Origin of the sequence: Pedobacter sp. BS3 (assembly GCF_008274585.1) — a bacterium.
In the GTDB taxonomy this organism is placed as follows: domain Bacteria; phylum Bacteroidota; class Bacteroidia; order Sphingobacteriales; family Sphingobacteriaceae; genus Hufsiella_A.
Window position 1 is genome coordinate 759,150 of record NZ_VTRT01000001.1, and the last position, 18,449, is coordinate 777,598.

The window sequence follows — 18,449 nt, forward strand, 5'->3', positions numbered from 1 at the left end:
AAAAAACGCGATTATGAAACTATTTTATTTACTGTTAATGCTTATTCCCGGAACCGGTGCATTGTATGCACAGCAGGTGCGGGTAAATGGTAAGGTAACAGACGCATCGGGGGAACCGTTAATCGGCGTGGGCGTCATGGAGAAAGGTACCACCCACGGGGTAAGCTCCGATCAGAATGGCAATTACGCTCTCTCCGTAAGTTCGCCAAATGCTACACTTGTTTTTTCTTATATCGGATATCAGAAAAGCGAGGTAAAAGTAAATAGCCACAGCACTATTAATGTGACCATGAAGCTTGAAATGAAAAGCATGGAAGAAGTAGTGGTTGTAGGTTATGGAACTGTAAAACGGAAAGACCTTACCGGTGCCGTATCTTCTGTAAAAGGTGAAGACCTGGACAAAGTTCCCGTGCAAAATGTGGCAAGCGCCCTGGCCGGTCGGTTGGCCGGTGTGCAGGTAAATACTACCGAAGGCGCACCCGGCGCTGATATTTCCATCACCATTCGTGGCGGCGGTTCTATTACACAAAGCAATGAGCCTTTGTACGTTATTGACGGTATTCCGCAAACCGATGGACTGAGCTTCCTGGATCCTACAGACATTGAAAGCATCGACGTATTGAAAGACGCTGCTGCAACAGCCATTTACGGAGCACGCGGAGCCAATGGCGTTGTGCTGGTTACTACCAAACAGGCCAAAGCCGGTAAAACCGCTGTTACCTACGATATGTATTACGGCAGCAAGAAAGTGAATAATATGCTGCCGGTGCTTGATCCATACCAGTATACCGTGTTGCAGTATGAACGCAGCTTGGGCGATGCAACTAAGCTGGCATCGTTTACCAGTAATTATGGAACATTTGATCAGTTAGAAAGCCTGTATGGAAACAGAGCCGGCGTTAACTGGCAGGACGAAGTTTTTGGTCGTTCGGCAAACAGCCAGTATCATAAAATAGGTATCAGCGGCGGCGATAAGGCAACCCGCTTCGGTTTCTTCTATTCATACAATAACGATCAGGGTACCATGATAAATAGCGGGGCCAGAAAGAATGTGGCCAAGCTAACGCTGAATCATACTGCCAGCAAAAAGCTGAAGGCATCGGCAAGTGTAAACTACTCGCAACAAAATACATTCGGTATAGGCAGCAGCGAGGGTAATACCTATTTTAACCAGTTGCAAAACATCATTACCTACCGGCCAACCTATGGTATAAAAGGCAGTGATGATGATCTGGTAAATATGGACGAAGACCCGATCTTGGATGAAGTATCGGGTAATACATTGCAAAATCCGTTAGTTAATGCCGAATCGCAAACCCGTGAAGTTATTAATAAAACGCTTTACCTGAACGGTACGTTAGATTACCAGATCATTAATCACCTGACATACCGGGGATTGGTTGGTGTGAGATCCTATACTGCCAGAACCAATATGTTTTACGATAACCGCTCGGTTACCGCTAAGCGTAATGGAGGCCCGCAGGGTTCTATTAATGATTTAACCCGCAGCAGCTGGAACTATTCCAATACACTTACCTATTCAAACCTGTTCAATAAGGTACATAAATTAGATGTGCTGGTTGGCCAGGAGCAGAGCTACCTGAAAAGCAATTATATAAGAACTACGGCTACTGCATTTCCCGGAAGCACCCTGGGACTTGATAACCTGTCGGAAGCAGCTACTTTCGTAGCCGCATCGGGCACGGAAGATGAAAAAATAATTTCATTTTTCTCACGTGTTAACTACGCCTATAAGGATAAATACCTGTTAGCCGCCAGTATCCGTGCAGACGGTTCCTCAAAATTCGGCTCAGGCAATAAGTTCGGCTATTTCCCGGCAGTATCTGCCGCCTGGCGCATCATGCAGGAAGACTTCATGAAAAATGTAAAGGTTCTTTCAGACTTAAAACTGCGCCTGAGTGTAGGAACATCCGGTAATAACCGCATAGATAATTATTCATCGCTTGCCTTGTTAACCACAGGAAATTACCCGTTAAACAACACCAATAATGTTACCGTTGGAGCCAATACACTGCCTAATCCGGCCTTAAAATGGGAACAAACCCGTTCTACCAATATCGGTTTAGACGTGGGCGTTCTTAACCAGCGTATACAACTAACGGTAGATGCGTATAAAAACGTAACCAAAGACCTGTTGCTTAACGCAGAAGTACCAAACCTTACGGGATATACTACTATGCTGATCAATGCCGGTTCAACCAGCAACAAAGGGTTGGAATTTACCCTGAGCTCTATCAATATCCGTAACAAAGATTTTCGCTGGACCAGCAATTTTAACATCGCCTTTAACCGCAACAAGGTGTTAGCCCTTACCAGCGGAAACTCGTTTATGTACGCTTCATCTAACTGGGGTGTGCTCACAGAAAGCGATTATATTATCCGCGTAGGACAACCGCTAGGACAGATGTTCGGTTATCAGTCAAACGGCTTGTACCAGGTAGATGATTTTACGTACGATCCGGCAACAAAATACTACTATCTGAAGCCTGGCATTGCTAAAGACCCGAACAACATTGTTAATGCCACCACGCAAAGTCCCGGCCCCGGTTATCTTAAGCTGGTAGACCGAACCGGAGAAGGCTCAATCACTGCCGATGACCGAACCGTTATTGGTAATGCCAATCCAAAGTTTACAGGAGGTTTGACCAATACCCTGTCGTACAAAAACTTTGATCTGAGCGTATTTCTTAACTGGTCTTACGGAAATGATGTGTACAATGCCAATAAGTTGTATGCCAGCCAGACCAACCTGGATTACCGTAATACGTACTCGTACGTTGCCAACCGCTGGATAAGTATTGACGCAACAGGTCAGCGTGTAACGGACCCCGCAACCCTGGCTGCGCTGAATGGCGGAAAAACAGTGCCTGTTTATAATGGCGCCGGTACCTCGCTTAAATTTTATGATCAGATGGTGGAAGATGGCTCTTTCCTGCGTATCAATAATATCAGCCTGGGCTACACCATTCCTAAAAAAGTGCTTTCTAAAATACATGCCGGCAATTTACGGGTGTATGTAACCGGTTATAACCTGTACACATTTACCAAGTATAGCGGTTATGATCCCGAAGTAAGTACGCGTAACAGCACACGTTTAACACCCGGTGTAGACTTTGGCGCATATCCCAGAAGCCGCTCATTTGTAGCGGGAGCAAATCTTTCTTTCTAAGAATATAAAATATTGAATCATGAAAACACGTTTCCTGATATCCCGGTTTAAAAAGCCCGCATACAAAGTGATGGTATGCATGGCTTCCCTTGTGGCTGTATCGGCTTTGTCATCCTGCAAAAAATGGCTGGAAGAAAAGCCCTATTCCCTGTATTCAACCAATACCTATTTCACTTCGGTGGATGAAGCTACCAAAGCCGTGTTGGGGGTATATGAGGCCATGTCTAACCTGAACACCTACGGTTTTTACATGTCGTTGGTGTACGATATTGATTCGGACATTGCCCAAATGGACGGTTCGGGCCTGAGTAACGATAACCGTACCATTGCGCACTACAATGTTACCCCTAACCACAGTTATATCTTAGCTTCGTGGAAGCTGCTTTACCAGGGTATTGACCGGGCCAACCTGGTGATACAAAAAATACCCGAAATGGCTCTGTACCAAAACGGCAGCGACAGTCAGAAAACAGAGTTGAAACGCCTGCTGGGCGAAGCACAGTTTTTAAGAGGCCTGTATTATTTTGACCTGGTTCGTTTGTTTGGCGATGTGCCTTTCAAGCTGAAATTTACCGAAGCCACAGATGATATGCAGCCTGCCCGTACAGACCGTGAAGAGATCTATGATCAGATCATTACCGATATGAAAGCTGCCGAAGAAGTTGTGCCCTGGGCATCAGCCAAAGCAACAGACGAGCGTGTAAGCAAGGGAGCAGTGAAAGGCATCCTGGCACGGGTTTACCTGTTCAGGGGCGGTTATTCATTACGGCAAAACGGAACCATGCAACGTCCGGCCAATTATAAGGATTATTACGCCGCGGCATTGCAGGAGACCAAGGAAATTATGCAATCCGGCGAGCATGCCCTGAATACAAGCTACGAAAATATCTTCCGCAATTATTGCAACCTTACCCTTGAGCCAAAAGAAAGCATGTTCGAGGTAGCCTTATACAACACTACCGGAGCCAACGCAAACAGCGGTTATATCGGCACCTGGAACAGCCCGATTTGCGATGCGGCCTCATCTTACGGTCGTGCAAACTCGTTTTACAAAGTTATTCCGCTGTTTCAGAAAAGCTATGCCAAAGGCGATCTGCGGAAAGATGTAGCCGTCGCGGCATTCCAGATAACCGCAACCAATACTATATCAGCTTTTGATACCACCAAATCAAATTCCAACGATGCCAAGTGGGCGCCGGGAAAATGGCGCCGGAACTGGCAGGGAACATCCTATAAAGATCAAAATAATACCGACATTAACTGGGTGCTGCTGCGTTATGCCGATGTGCTGCTGATGCGTGCCGAAGCCGAAAATGAAGTGAACGATGGCCCTAACAGCGATGCCTATAATGCCATTAATATGGTTCGGCGGAGAGGTTTTGGCAAAGATATCAATACTGTTGATCCAACCGTAGATTTACCCGGCGGTTTAAATAAAGAAGATTTTCTGGCACGTGTACAGAAAGAACGTGCTTATGAATTATGTTTTGAAGGCTGGCGCCGTATGGATCTCATCCGGTGGAATATCCTGGGTTCAACGTTACGGGCTACAGAAGCGGCAGTGAAGAAGTATCGCAGTAATTTTCCGTACGTTGCCGGAACCTACTTTGTGGATAACAAACATGAGCTGTACCCCATCCCGCAAAAAGAACGTGACCTGGATCCTAATCTGACTCAAAATCCCGGTTATGATGGTCAGTAAAGCCGTTCATCACGTTATTATACTGATTGGTTTGTTTTCGTATGTACAAGCACTGGCGCAAACCAACAACAAAACCATTTTACTCTCCAGGCTCGACCTCTCCAGACCGGGCCTGGAGCAGGTAAACTCCTATTACCTTGCCGGCGATACCAATAATGCGGCCAATGCGCTTTTGAATTACTACCGTAATAGAACTACAGTTAAGCATCCCGATGTTGACCTTACCGGAGTGACCTTTCCCACTGGGGCTGCAGTGAGCGCCTCTGATTTGCAAAAAGCGAACGATGCGTTAACCCATCATTTTTTTGTGCACGATGGCTATGAATCGTATTTCTACGGCGATGATATTAACTGGCAATACTGGCCGGTTCATGATAATGAATTGCGCTGGCAATTGCACCGCATGCCCTGGTGGATGCCTATGGCTGTTACCTATGCCAGCACCGGCGATGAACGTTATGCTGTAGAATGGATGGCCGAATATGTTGACTGGATAAAGAAAAATCCGCTGGGCCTTTCGGCAGATAACGACCGTTTTGCCTGGCGTCCGCTGGAGGTAAGCGAACGGCTTGAAAGCCAAAGCAGCCTGATACAGTATTTCATTAAGTCGCCTAATTTTACGCCGGAGTTCCTGGTGGCATTTTTAAATAATTATTATGACCACGCTGAGTATCTGATACGGAATTATACCGATGAAGGTAATCACCTGCTGTTTGAAGCGCAACGCATGATTTATGCCGGTACGTTTTTCCCTGAATTTAAAAACGCTGATACCTGGCGGCAAAGCGGTATAGATACGCTCAACAATCAAATAAACATCCAGGTATATCCCGATGGTTTGCAAAACGAATTATCGTTCAATTACCATATTGCCTGCATCAACATTTTCTACGAAGCGCTTAAAATGCTCAAAATAAACGGCATTGAAGGCCAGTTTCCGGCCAGCTATGCCCAAACCGTAGAAAAAATGATACTGGCAGAAATTAACTTTTCTTATCCCGATTATACCTATCCCATGTTCAGCGATGCGCAGTTGGTTAAGAAATCGGGAATATTAAAGCAATATAAACGTTGGGCAGACCTGTTTCCGGATAATCCGGTAATACAATACTTTGCCAGCGACGGGCAGACCGGTTCCCTGCCAACCTACACCTCTTCCCGGCTTGAAAATTCGGGTATTTACACGTTCAGGAGCGGCTGGGATATGCAATCTACCGTGATGGTGTTAAAAGCAAGTCCGCCGGGAAAATGGCACAGCCAACCCGATAACGGAACCTTTGAGCTATGGGTAAAAGGACGGAACTTTATGCCCGATTCAGGCCCCTTTATTTACGAAGGCGATGCAACTGTAAATGCCGAACGCGACTGGTTTAAGCAAACCCGTGTACACAATACATTAACCCTTAACAATCAGAATATCACGGTAAACGCCAACTGTCTGCAATGGTCGGCATCGCCAACGCTGGATATGCTGGTGTATGAAAATCCCAGCTATACCAACCTCACGCACCGGCGCTCGGTATACTTCGTCAATAAAACCTTTTTTGTAATTGTCGACGAAGCCATAGGCAGCGCCACCGGCAAAGTAGCGCTGCATTATGAATTTAAGGAAGGAAACGTTATTGCCGACCAATGTTCCATGTCGGTAACCACTACCAATTCCGATAAAAATAATATCACCCTGAAATGCTTTGCGCCAGAAAATTCGGCTATGGAGCTTGAAGATGGTTATGTATCGTATTCATACAATACTAAAGTTGCCCGGCCGGCCTATGCAATCGGGCTGAACAAATCCGATAACTCAACGCTGCGTTTTCTTACCGTGATTTATCCCTATTCACAAACTATGGTTCCGCCTGTAATTGAAGGCCGCATAACCAGCGCATCGGCAAAAAAGCTGACTGCTAAGATCACCATAGACGGGCAGGATTATACCATTGGCTATGATTTACCTTAATACAATGAGAGTGAAGTTTATCACCTATATCTTTTGTTTGTTTGCCGCCGGGTTTTTAGTAGCGTCATGCGGGAATCCTAAATCCGGCAGGAGCGCAGAAAATACAGCTGCAAAACGGCCAAATATTGTGTTCATCATGACTGATGACCATACTATACAGGCCATGAGCTGTTACGGAAGCAAGCTGGTTAAAACGCCAAACCTCGACCGTATTGCCAAAGAAGGCATGTTGTTTGAAAATTGCTTTGTTACTAATGCCGTGTGCGGGCCGTCACGGGCAACCATCCTTACCGGGAAATACAGTCACCTGAATGGGTTGACCGATAATTCAAAAGTGTTTGACAGCACACAGGTTATCTACCCGCAGCTGTTAAAAAAGGCCGGATATCAAACCGCTATGATCGGCAAATGGCACTTGGGCTCGCTGCCTGTGGGATTTGATTATTACAGCATATTGCCCAACCAGGGCGAATATTACCAGCCCGAATTTATAGAGAACGGGCGCAAAATAACTGAGAAAGGTTACGTAACGGATGTAATAACTGATAAGGCCATTAATTTTCTTGACCATCGCGATCACGATAAACCGTTCCTGCTGATCTATCAGCATAAAGCGCCGCATCGCGATTGGTTGCCAGCCACGCGGCATCTCGGAATGTTTGATAACGTGACATTTCCCGAGCCATCGAACCTGTTAGATGATTTCAGCCATCGCGGGCGGGCGGCCAAAGAGCAGATGATGAACATTTCCACCAATATGTGGGATGCCTGGGATTTGAAGCTCGAATCATCAGAAGAACTGGATTCGATGGCTAAGATTGCTGGTAAAGTTCATTTCAAAGATGCTAAAAGTGATGATTACCGGCAGGCTAACGATAAATCGCTGGATAAATACCGTTTTTTCCAGGTATATAACCGGATGACACCCGAACAAAAGGCAGCCTGGAATAAAGTGTACGATAAGCGGGTAGCCGAGTTTAAAAGGCTGAACCTGAAGGGAGCCGACCTGGTGCGCTGGAAATACCAGCAGTACATGCGTGATTACCTGGCTTGCGTGGTTGCTGTCGACGAAAATGTAGGCCGGCTGATGGATTACCTCAAAAAAATCGGTGAACTGGATAATACCATCATCGTGTACACCTCAGACCAGGGTTTTTACCTCGGCGAACACGGCTGGTTTGATAAACGTTTTATGTACGATGAATCATTCCGCACGCCACTATTGGTGAGATATCCGCTAGCTGTTAAAGCCGGATCGGTTAGCAAAGCCTTTGCCATGAACCTTGATTTTGCCCCTACCTTGCTGGATTATGCCGGCGTAAGCATACCGGCAGATATGCAGGGCGAATCGTTAAGACCTATCTTAGATAACGAAGGCAAAGCGCCCGAAAACTGGCGTAAAGCCGTTTATTACCACTATTATGAATTTCCGGGCTGGCACATGGTAAAACGTCATTACGGTATACGCACAGACCGTTACAAGCTCATTCATTTTTATAATGATATTGATGAATGGGAGTTATACGATTTGCAGAAAGACCCGCACGAGATGTATAATCAGTATAACAGTCCGGCATACAAGGAAATTATTAAACAGCTTAAAGAGCAGCTAACACAGTTACAAGTTAAATATAAAGACACCAATCCAACAGAAAAGTAAAACAATAAGATGATGAATTTCAGGCACCATTACTATACAGGTTTCATTGCTACATGGATAGCATGCCTGTTCTGTTTAAATTCCTGTACACAGAAAAAAGAAGAAGCGAAGCGGCCAAACTTCTTATTAATCATGTCAGACAATCAGTTTTATGAACATGCCGGTTGTTATGGCGATAATGTGGTACGAACACCCAATACGGATAGCATTGCGAAAATGGGTGTAAGGTTTACCAATGCGTTCTGTAACTCGCCCTCCTGCACGCCTGCTCGGGGAGCCATGTTAACCGGGCAGGATATCTGGCGGCTTGAAGAAGGCGCTAACTTATGGGGAATACTGCCGACTAAGTTTAAGGTATATCCTGATATGCTTGAAGAATCCGGTTACAAAATCGGTTTCCAGGGAAAAGGCTGGGGGCCTGGCAGCTTTAAGGCGAATGGCCGGAAACGCAATCCGGCAGGAAATGAGTATAAAAGCTTTGCTGATTTTATGAAAGAACGCAAAGAAGGTCAGCCGTGGAGCTATTGGCTGAGCAGCGTAGAACCGGCCCGTCCGTATGCGGTAGGTTCCGGAAAAGCTGCGGGCTTAGACCCCGCTAAGGTAGTTGTGCCTGCCTATCTGCCCGATAATAAAGAGGTGCGTAATGATATCTGCGATTATTACGCCGCTATTGAAACGTTCGACCGCCAGATTGGACAGGCTATGCAGCTACTGAAAGAAAGTGGCGATCTGGAAAATACCGTAATTGTGGTATGCAGTGATAACGGCTGGCAAATGCCCCGTGGGTTGGCTAATTTGTATGATTTCGGAACACATATTCCGCTGATTATTGCATGGCCGGGTAAGTTCAAACAAGATGAAATTGCCGATAACCTGGTAACGCTAAACGATTTGGCACCAACATTCCTGGAATTGGCAAACCTTAAAATTCCGGCAGATATGACCGCTAAGAGCTTATTGTCAATCCTGGAAAAAGGTAAAACCGAAACGAACTCACGGGATTATGTGGTAATGGGTCGTGAGCGTCATGCTTTTGTGCGGCAGCACGGATTGAGCTATCCCGGAAGAGCGATACGCACCAAAGATTTTCTGTACATACGTAATTATGAGCCAAGTCGCTGGCCTGCCGGCGATCCACCCCTGTATGGCGATGTAGACCCCTATATGTTAAGCTTTGCGGGCCCGACAAAAATGTATATGCTCGAAAATCAAAACAATCCAAAGGTTAAGCCTACCTTCGACCTGGCATTTGCGAAAAGGCCCGCCGAAGAATTGTTTGATGTGAACAAAGACCCGGATGAGCTGACCAACCTGGCTACCAACCCGGCATATAAGAAAGTTAAAGAACAATTATCCGCGGAACTGGATGCTTATCTTAAAAAGACCGGCGACCCAAGAGAAGTAGGCGGAAAAATAATCTGGGATAATACCGCATATTTTAGCGAAATTGACAAAACACCGCGTCCGAGTGCCGAAGCACAAAAGCTGCTGCACCTGGATTCGGTATATAATTATTTGAAGTAAGGGTATTGGTAATCAGGCTTATGTAGGCCGGATTTTAAATCCGGTATTAGCAGGGTCAGGATTGCAAATCCTGACCAGCCAACGCCGCTCATCGGGATTTGCAATCCCGATGGACATAACCCCGGATTTGTAATCCGGCTAAAGTGGGCTCAACAGATGATTGAAAAAATTAACAGTGATGGGAAAAATGATTTTTAGGATGAACGCTGTCCTTGCAGTATGGGTTATGCTGAACCCGGCTTTAGCCTTAGCGCAAGCTGCCGTTAAATCTTCAAAGCCAAACATCCTGCTCATCATGACCGACCAGCAAACAGCCGATGCCATGAGCTGTGCCGGCAATACCGACTTGCATACGCCCGCAATGGATATGCTGGCGGCAAACGGAGTGCGTTTTGTTCGTGCTTATGCGGCCCAGCCTTTGTGTACACCATCTCGTACCTCCATTTTCAGTGGTAAAATGCCCCATGAAACCGGCTTTACAGTCAATGCCTCTAAAAACGACCAATTGCCGGATTCACTGTTAATGATGGGCAAGATATTCGCCAGTGCCGGTTATAAAACCGGGTACGTAGGCAAATGGCATTTGCCCTTACCGGTTACCAAAAAGCAGCAGCACGGTTTTGAATACATCGAAAATACCGGTATGGGCGATTATACGGATGCGGCTACTCCCGCTTTCTGTGCAGACTTTATTAAGAAGAACAAGGACAACCCGTTTCTACTGGTAGCCTCTTTTCTTAACCCTCATGATATTTGCGAATGGGCACGAAAGGATAATTTGAAAATGGATTTATTACCGGCAGTGCCCGATTCTTCTTTCTGGCCGAAGCTACCGGCTAACTGGCGTAAACCGGCTAACGAGCCGCCGGTAATACGTGAGCAGCAGCATAGTAATTACCGTACCTATCCGTCCTTAAACTGGAATGAGTCGCAATGGCGCCAGTACCGCTGGGCTTACAACCGTTTGGTAGAAAAGGTAGATAATTACATCGCTATGGTGCTGGCATCACTCAAAAAGTACCAGGTTGAGAATAATACCATCGTCATCTTTACCAGCGACCATGGCGACGGTTATGCCGAACATCAGTGGAACCAGAAACAGGTATTGTACGAAGAATCGGCAAAAGTGCCGTTCATCGTATCAAAAATCGGTGTATGGAAATCGCGAACCGACAGTAGTTTGGTCTGCAACGGCATTGATATGATACCAACCATGTGCGGTTTTGCGGGTATTGCAGTTCCTAAAGGTTTAAACGGCATGAACGTAAAAACACGTATTGACAACCCGGAATCCGCATGGCGGGATACACTGGTAACTGAAACAGAATTTGCCGATAACGATAAATCGCTGGGTATTAAAGGCCGGGCCGTTTTCACGAGCCATTTTAAATACATTGTTTACAATAAAGGCGAATTACGTGAGCAACTGTTCAACCTGGCTGCTGACCCGGGCGAAATGAATAACCTGGCGGTACAAAAAGCTTATACCGCTAAGCTGAAAATATTCAGAGATTATTTAAAGCAGTGGTGCAGGCAGCATCATGATACGTTTTATTAAGTCAAAATTAAAAAAGTCAAAAGCCCATACCAATCAGTGTAATGTTTAAGAAATTATCCTACTGAAATGACCCTACTTACATTATTACTTCCGCTAAATTTATGGTTGACGCCGCCGGATACATCTGCTGTTAAACCCTTGCATGTAAATATGCTGCATCCGCGGATGCGTGAATGGGCCTATCCGGTAAACCGGGTTGAAGTGCCGGACAATTGTCCCTCATTATTATGGCCTGAGGCAGACGGTAAGAAAGTAACCTATAAGGTAATGCTGGCTACCGACAGCCTGTTTAAGAACAACCTTACCGAAAGCAGCAATCAGCGTTGGGCCGTTTACCCGGTGCATCAGCCATTAAAACCTGGCCGCTGGTTCTGGAAATATGCTTATAAAAGCGGTTCCGAAGGCCAGTGGAACTGGTCGCCGGTGTATGATTTTGTAGTAGGCGCAAAAAGTAAAAAGGCAGTTGTCACACCCGGAGTAGCCGAGGTATTGCAACGGAACAATCAACCGCATCCGCGTTTATGGGGACTGCGTACCGGTGCAGCCGCATTTTATGCCAATAATAAAAGCAATCCCGAAGCGCTGGACGTAATTGCTTCGGCGCAAAAGCTGCTTGGACAACCCTTACCGGAAGAGAATCCTACCCGTCCCCGCGATACCACCGGCATGACGGCGCTTCAGCGTAAGCAAATGGTCGAGTTTATGTATCATGGCTTTGGCGATAAAGTTGCCGAACCGGTAAAAAAACTATGCCTGGCGTATCTGCTTACCAAAGACAAGCGCTTTATCAGCGAAGCCATTAAACGCGGCGTACACATGGCCAACATGAGTCCCGACGGGCTGGCAACCCGCGACGATTTCAATAACGGTAATGTGCTGGAAGGGATAGCCTGGGTGTACGATATTGGTTATGACCAGTTATCAGCCGCAGAAAAGGAAGCCCTTAGAACAGCCATGCTGACACGTGGACAACGTATCTATAAAAACCTGCCCAACCGTTTTGAATTGCAAATGTGTGATAATCACATTTGGCAGCACATTCTCCGTAATTTTTCAATAGCTGCGGTAGCGGCTGCCAACGATGTTCCGCAGGCTAACGAGTGGTTGGCCTATGTGTACGAAGTATGGAGCGCCCGGTTCCCGGTTCTGGGAACAACAGATGGCGGCTGGCACGAAGGAAACGGTTATTTCCGGGTACATTTTGAAACGCTCATTTATCTGCCCCTGCTGTTCAGCGAGATTTCGGGACAGGATTATTTTAACCTTCCGTGGATGCAAAACCTGCCCTACTATATGCTTTACTCCTATCCGCCGCAATCGGCTTCAACCGAGTTTGGCGATATGCACGAGAACCTGAGCGATATGGTAAAAACACAGGCTTTGTTTGCTGATGCCTTATCTCGTAAGGTAAATAACCCGTACCTCAATGGGTATGTTAGCGAGCTGAAAAAGCATTATCCCCGTTTCTTTAAAGGAAATGATGATTTCCTGTTATTCCGTTTGCTGACATATAAAGATAAGCAGGCTGTTGTCGTAAAATCTCCCGAAACGTTACCCCGGTCAAGGGAATTTAAGGATGTTGGTTTGGTGGCCATGCATTCAAACCTGGCCAATCAGGCAAAGGATATGGCAGTCTACCTGAACGCTAACCCGTTTGGCGCTGCCGGGCACGGACATGCCGCCCAAAATGCCATAACCGTAAATTATAAAGGAGCTAAAATATTTGGTGGAACCGGCTATTACAGCAATTTCAGCGATGCGCATAACCTGCTGGACTATCGTTCATCACGCGGATATTGCACCATCCTTGCCGATAGTTTGGGTCAGCGTATCGGTGAGGATGGGTACGGCTGGATACCACGTGCCATCACCGGCAAACGCATACAGTACGCCCTGGGCGATGCCTCAAATGCCTATGGTAATGTTACAACTGATTTCTGGCTGTCGCGATTCAAAGAAATTAATGTGGCGCCCGATGAAAAAAACGGTTACGGCAATCCCGAAGTAAAACTATACCGTCGCCATGTGCTGCAACTGGATGATAATTATATTTTGCTGTACGATGAGCTTGAAGCCGCCAAACCGGTTAAATGGACGTCGCAGTTTCACAGCCCGTTTAGTATAAAAAGTCGTGAAGAATCTGATGCGGCGGCCTTTTCGGTAAGCACACCGGCAGGAAATGCCTTTACCGAAGTATTTGCCAGCGTACCTGCCGGGAAAGTTATTCACCAGAAATACAATTACCCGGCAAAAAACTGGAAAGGTAAAACCGATGATGAAGGCAACATTATTGAATTTAAAGACCAGTGGCATGTGGGTATTACCACATCGGCCCCGGTAAAAGCCAACCGTTTTTTAACGCTCATCCATGTAGGTGGCGCCGCTGCTGAGCCAGTAAAAGTTCTGGATAAAAAAGACGGTAACTATCGCCTGAAGGCTGGTAACTGGACCATTAATGCCGAATTGAATACCGGTAAAGCCGCTTCGCTAACCGTAACAGCAACCGATGGTAATGCGGCGTTTAGCTACGGAGCAGCTCCCGTAACCGTAAAAGGTAAGCAGTACACGCATGCGGTAAATGGAAGCTCTATGCTGGTTGAAGATGTTAAGCAGGAAGTTGTTGACCAGTACCCGGCCGTAGTAAAATATGATATTGGATTTCAGAATAAATAACGATATTACAATGAATTGTGAAGTGGAATAAAATGAAAAAAACGTGGCGTTATATTGGTTTTTCAATACTGCTTGCCTTCTCCGGCTTGCAGACCCGGGCAGTTCCTGCTACCGATACGCTCACCAAGCGTTATTTCAGGAATATATCTATTGAGCAGGGTTTATCGCAAAGCACGGTATTCAGCATAGCGCAGGATACGCTGGGATTTATGTGGATAGGAACCCAGGACGGCCTGAACCGGTATGATGGCGAAACGTTTACCGTGTACCGGCCGGTCAAGAATAATAAATACAGCCTGCAATCCAACTATATCCGGGCTATTTACCTGGATAACAAAGGCCTGCTGTGGATTGGCGGTAACATGGGTATCAGCCGGTATGATTATGCTACCGACCGTTTTGTCAATTACCGTTTACCACGCAAACCAGGCGAATGGTATGTTACGTCTATTGTGCAGGATGTCCGGCAGCAAATCTGGGCCAGTTCAAGCAGCGGCGAGATTTTTTACCTCGACACACAAACCAACCAGTTTAAGCAGGTTAATTTTAATGCTTCGGCACATAACATCCGGAGTGTGAGGCTTTTGCTTTTGTGGCAAAATACCTTGCTGGCAGGCACCGATGTGGGTCTGTTTAAAATGGACGCGAAGACACATCAGTTAAGCGATGTATTTTTAAGCAATGAAAAGCCGATGATAAACGACCTTTTTCCTGACGGTAAAACCTTATGGATTGGTACCGAAGGGAACGGCCTGTTTGTGTACGATACTGCTTCGGGCAAGCTGGTTAATTACCGTCATGCCAGAACAGATAACAGCAGCATTGCCGATAACGATGTGCGCAGCATTAAAAAAGACAATGAAGGAAATATCTGGGTAGGCACTTTCCGGGGATTATCGGTTTACGATTCAAAAAGTCAGACCTTTCAGAGTTATTATCACCAATCGTCCATACCCTACACCATCAGCCAGAATTCGGTGCGGTATATTTATCGCGATAAGCAGGATGGCATGTGGCTAGGTACGTTTTATGGGGGCGTTAACTATTATCATGCCAGCGATATCAAGTTCAACCTGCTCAATCAGAATGCCGGGCGCTTGTCCCTGAACGACCAGGTAATCAATGTAATTAAGCAGGATGCAAAAGGCAATTTCTGGATAGGTACAAACGATAAAGGGTTGGATTATTGGGACAGGCAAACGAATGCCATTACGTATTATGCCTACAACGAGGCAAAACCCAATTCACTGAGCTCCAATAATGTCAAAGCCATTATTTTTGATGGCGATAATGTACTGGTTGGTACGCATAACGCCGGTCTGAATTGCTTTAATCCGCGTACCGGTAAAAACACTATTTATCGTTATGCCGCAAACCAGCCGGACGGTATAGCAGGCGATATGGTTTATGCCCTGCTCAAAGACCATCAGGGTCGCATTTGGGTAGGAACGCGTACCGGCTTAGACCAGTTTAACAGTCGCGAACATACCTTTAAACACATTTATATCGATAAGGCAGGCAAGCGCCTCACCTCCGATGAAATTACTTACCTGACGGAAGATTCGCAGGGGCGTATCTGGATTGGAACGACCAATGGCGTTAATATCTTTTATCCGGATAATATGCTGTTTGAACCCATTTCAAGCGAAGCTTTAAGCGATGATGTGGTTAACTGCATTGCAGAAGATACTAAAAATCGTATCTGGGTGGGAACGCGTAATGGTCTGAACCTGTTTGATGAAGCCTCACGTTCCTTCATAACTCCTGCCCACAGGCACGATTTTCTAAAGGGAACCATTTACGGAATCTTGTCTGATAATGACGGTAATTTGTGGATATCTACCAATAAAGGATTAGCCCGTTTTAATCCCGATACGCACCAGACGCAAACATTTGACCACAGGGACGGCTTACAAAATAACCAGTTTAATTTATACGCCTTTTGTAAAGCCAGCGATGGTATGATGCTTTTTGGTGGCATAAATGGTATATCCTATTTCTATCCCCAGCTGCTTAAACAGAATATCTTTAAGCTGAAAGTTACCTTTACCGGGCTGGAAGTATTTAATAAGCCGGTGATACCTTCAGACCAGTATAATGTGCTCGACCGGCATATTGACCAGGCACAGCAATTGCGCTTTAAACCCGACCTGCAACAGTTCACCATATTCTTTAATACCTTCAATTACATATCGCCAAACAAAATAAAATACCAGTATAAGCTGGCAGGGTTTGACCGTGAATGGCAGGTTACAGAAAATATACCCAAAGCGGCCTATTCTAACCTGAAACCCGGTAGGTACGTTTTTTATGTAAGAGCCGTTGGTCCTTCAGGCGAGATGAGTCCGGAGCGGAGCCTGAATATTGAAATTCTGCCACCCTGGTGGAACAGCTCCTGGTTTTACTCGCTCATTGTGCTGCTGGTGCTTGCCACCATATACGTGGCCTATAAAGTGATTTCAGAGCGCATTAAAACCCGCCATCAGTTAAAGCTGGAGCGCCTGGAACGCGAAAAAGTGGACTATGTTAACCAGATGAAGATGGAATTCTTCACCAACGTATCGCACGAATTCCGAACGCCGTTAACGCTAATCCTGGCTCCGCTGGAAGAAATTATGAGCAAGCCCGTTACGGATAAAGCGCTCCGCAAGCAGCATGAGCTGATTATGCTCAATGCCAAACGCTTGTTCTACCTGGTAGATGAGCTGCTGGAGTTCAGGAAAACCGAACTGGGAACAAAGAAGCTAAAGGTGAGTCGTGGCGACATGGTCAGCTTTATCCACGAGGTATATCTCTCATTTGCTACCCTTTCTGATAAAAACAACATCAATTACACCTTCCGCTCTACCGAAGCGAAGCTTTCGTTCTGGTTTGATAAAGACTCGCTGGAGAAAATATGCTTTAACCTGCTCTCCAACGCGTTTAAATATACCCAGCCGGGTGGTTCAATAGCCATTAAGCTGGCCAAAAAACAAGGTTTTGCCGTGATAACCGTTTCAGATACGGGCATTGGCATAGACCCTAAATATCAATCGCAAATATTTGAACGCTTTTACCAGGTGAATGACCATACCATGAACATTGGTTCCGGTGTGGGATTAGCGCTCACCAAGCGGCTGGTAGAGCTGCATCATGGAACCATTGACGTGGAAAGTACGCCGGGTGAAGGAACCTTATTCCGTGTGGCCATTCCGTTGGCAGAAGACAGTTACACGTATGACGAGCATCAGGATGAACAAAGCTATGAGCTAACCATACGTAACGGCGTGGAAACAGATATACCGGCCGATGATTTACCGGATTGGCAGGAGCTGGTAACCACTGAACCGCATACAGAAAAATTACTGATTGTAGACGACAACAAGGAGATTATAGATTACCTGCAAAAATATTTCAGCAAAAACTACATTGTTTTAACGGCCGCAAATGGCAAAGAAGCGTTAATGCTGGTTGAAAGTGAAACGGTAGATATGATTATCTGCGATATCATGATGCCTGAGCTGGACGGCATTCATTTCTGCAAAAAAATCAAGCAGAATATACAAACCTGTCATATCCCGGTTATCCTGCTAACAGCTAAAAGTGAAACCCGGCAGCAGATTGAGGGCCTTGAAGTAGGGGCTGATGATTATGTTACCAAGCCGTTTTCCATTAATCTGCTGGATGCCAAGGTGCATAACATCATCCGTTCACGCAAGCGCCTTAAAGAGTATTATTCTAATACCAAAGAAGTTGTTCCCGAAAATATTACGTTTAACACCCTCGATGAGGAATTTATCCGCGAAGCCATCACCATTATTGAAAATCACATTACCGAATCAGATTTTTCAGTAGATAAATTCAGTCGTGAGATTGGTATGAGCCGCTCAAACCTGTACCTGAAACTAAAAGCCATTACCGGCGAATCGGCAACCGACTTTATTAAACGCATACGCTTTAAAAAAGCGGTGGAGCTGCTTGAATCGCGGCGGTACACCATATCGCAGGTGGCCTATATGTCAGGTTTTAACTCACCCTCTTATTTTTCAACCTGCTTTAAGCAGTATTATGATTGCATGCCCACGGAATACCTTGCCAGAAAAAAAGCTGATGGTGAGGCTATGGGTTAATCAAAATTTGAAGCATATAACACATATTTGAAACCCCTGTTTCGGCGCCCGGTTTACTTTTACAGTTTTAAAGGAA

General features: G+C 45.8%; 8 protein-coding genes. All 8 read left to right on the forward strand.

All coding sequences use genetic code 11. The annotated features are described in order from the left end of the window. The first annotated feature begins 13 nt into the window (after positions 1-13). The 8 genes from FW774_RS03325 (at position 14) to FW774_RS03360 (ending at position 18,373) form a co-directional block, all read left to right on the forward strand. Positions 14-3,190 carry a SusC/RagA family TonB-linked outer membrane protein gene (locus tag FW774_RS03325; protein ID WP_149346717.1) on the forward strand — a complete coding sequence of 1,059 codons (3,177 nt, stop codon included), beginning with the start codon at positions 14-16 and terminating at the stop codon, positions 3,188-3,190. A gap of 19 nt (positions 3,191-3,209) precedes the next feature. Next, a complete protein-coding gene (locus tag FW774_RS03330) occupies positions 3,210-4,892 on the forward strand; it encodes a RagB/SusD family nutrient uptake outer membrane protein (protein ID WP_149346718.1) in 1,683 nt (560 codons plus the stop codon). Then, the gene (gene hepC, locus FW774_RS03335) at positions 4,879-6,849 is read left to right on the forward strand and encodes a heparin-sulfate lyase HepC (protein WP_242457692.1); all 1,971 of its coding nucleotides are present in this window, start codon (positions 4,879-4,881) and stop codon (positions 6,847-6,849) included. The genes FW774_RS03330 and hepC overlap by 14 nt, the downstream gene beginning before the upstream one ends. A gap of 4 nt (positions 6,850-6,853) precedes the next feature. Further along, a complete protein-coding gene (locus FW774_RS03340; protein WP_149346719.1) occupies positions 6,854-8,509 on the forward strand; it encodes a sulfatase in 1,656 nt (551 codons plus the stop codon). Between the two features lie 12 nt (positions 8,510-8,521). After that, a complete protein-coding gene (locus tag FW774_RS03345) occupies positions 8,522-10,033 on the forward strand; it encodes a sulfatase (protein ID WP_149347146.1) in 1,512 nt (503 codons plus the stop codon). Between the two features lie 199 nt (positions 10,034-10,232). Then, positions 10,233-11,591 carry a sulfatase gene (locus FW774_RS03350; protein ID WP_149346720.1) on the forward strand — a complete coding sequence of 453 codons (1,359 nt, stop codon included), beginning with the start codon at positions 10,233-10,235 and terminating at the stop codon, positions 11,589-11,591. Positions 11,592-11,657: 66 nt separating this feature from the next. Continuing rightward, positions 11,658-14,264 (forward strand): DUF4962 domain-containing protein, encoded by a 2,607-nt coding sequence (locus FW774_RS03355; RefSeq protein ID WP_242457695.1) that lies wholly within the window; start codon positions 11,658-11,660, stop codon positions 14,262-14,264. Between the two features lie 32 nt (positions 14,265-14,296). Next, on the forward strand, positions 14,297-18,373 hold the full coding sequence (locus FW774_RS03360) for a two-component regulator propeller domain-containing protein (RefSeq protein WP_149346721.1): 4,077 nt from the start codon (positions 14,297-14,299) through the stop codon (positions 18,371-18,373). The last annotated feature ends 76 nt before the right edge of the window (positions 18,374-18,449 follow it).

Excerpts from the sequence above, each read along its gene's own strand:
- FW774_RS03355 (WP_242457695.1), top strand. The coding sequence starts at position 11,658 with ATGACCCTACTTACATTATTACTTCCGCTAAATTTATGGTTGACGCCG.
- FW774_RS03340 (WP_149346719.1), top strand. The coding sequence starts at position 6,854 with ATGAGAGTGAAGTTTATCACCTATATCTTTTGTTTGTTTGCCGCCGGG.
- FW774_RS03345 (WP_149347146.1), top strand. The coding sequence starts at position 8,522 with ATGAATTTCAGGCACCATTACTATACAGGTTTCATTGCTACATGGATA.
- FW774_RS03325 (WP_149346717.1), top strand. The coding sequence starts at position 14 with ATGAAACTATTTTATTTACTGTTAATGCTTATTCCCGGAACCGGTGCA.
- FW774_RS03350 (WP_149346720.1), top strand. The coding sequence starts at position 10,233 with ATGAACGCTGTCCTTGCAGTATGGGTTATGCTGAACCCGGCTTTAGCC.
- FW774_RS03360 (WP_149346721.1), top strand. The coding sequence starts at position 14,297 with ATGAAAAAAACGTGGCGTTATATTGGTTTTTCAATACTGCTTGCCTTC.
- hepC (WP_242457692.1), top strand. The coding sequence starts at position 4,879 with ATGATGGTCAGTAAAGCCGTTCATCACGTTATTATACTGATTGGTTTG.
- FW774_RS03330 (WP_149346718.1), top strand. The coding sequence starts at position 3,210 with ATGAAAACACGTTTCCTGATATCCCGGTTTAAAAAGCCCGCATACAAA.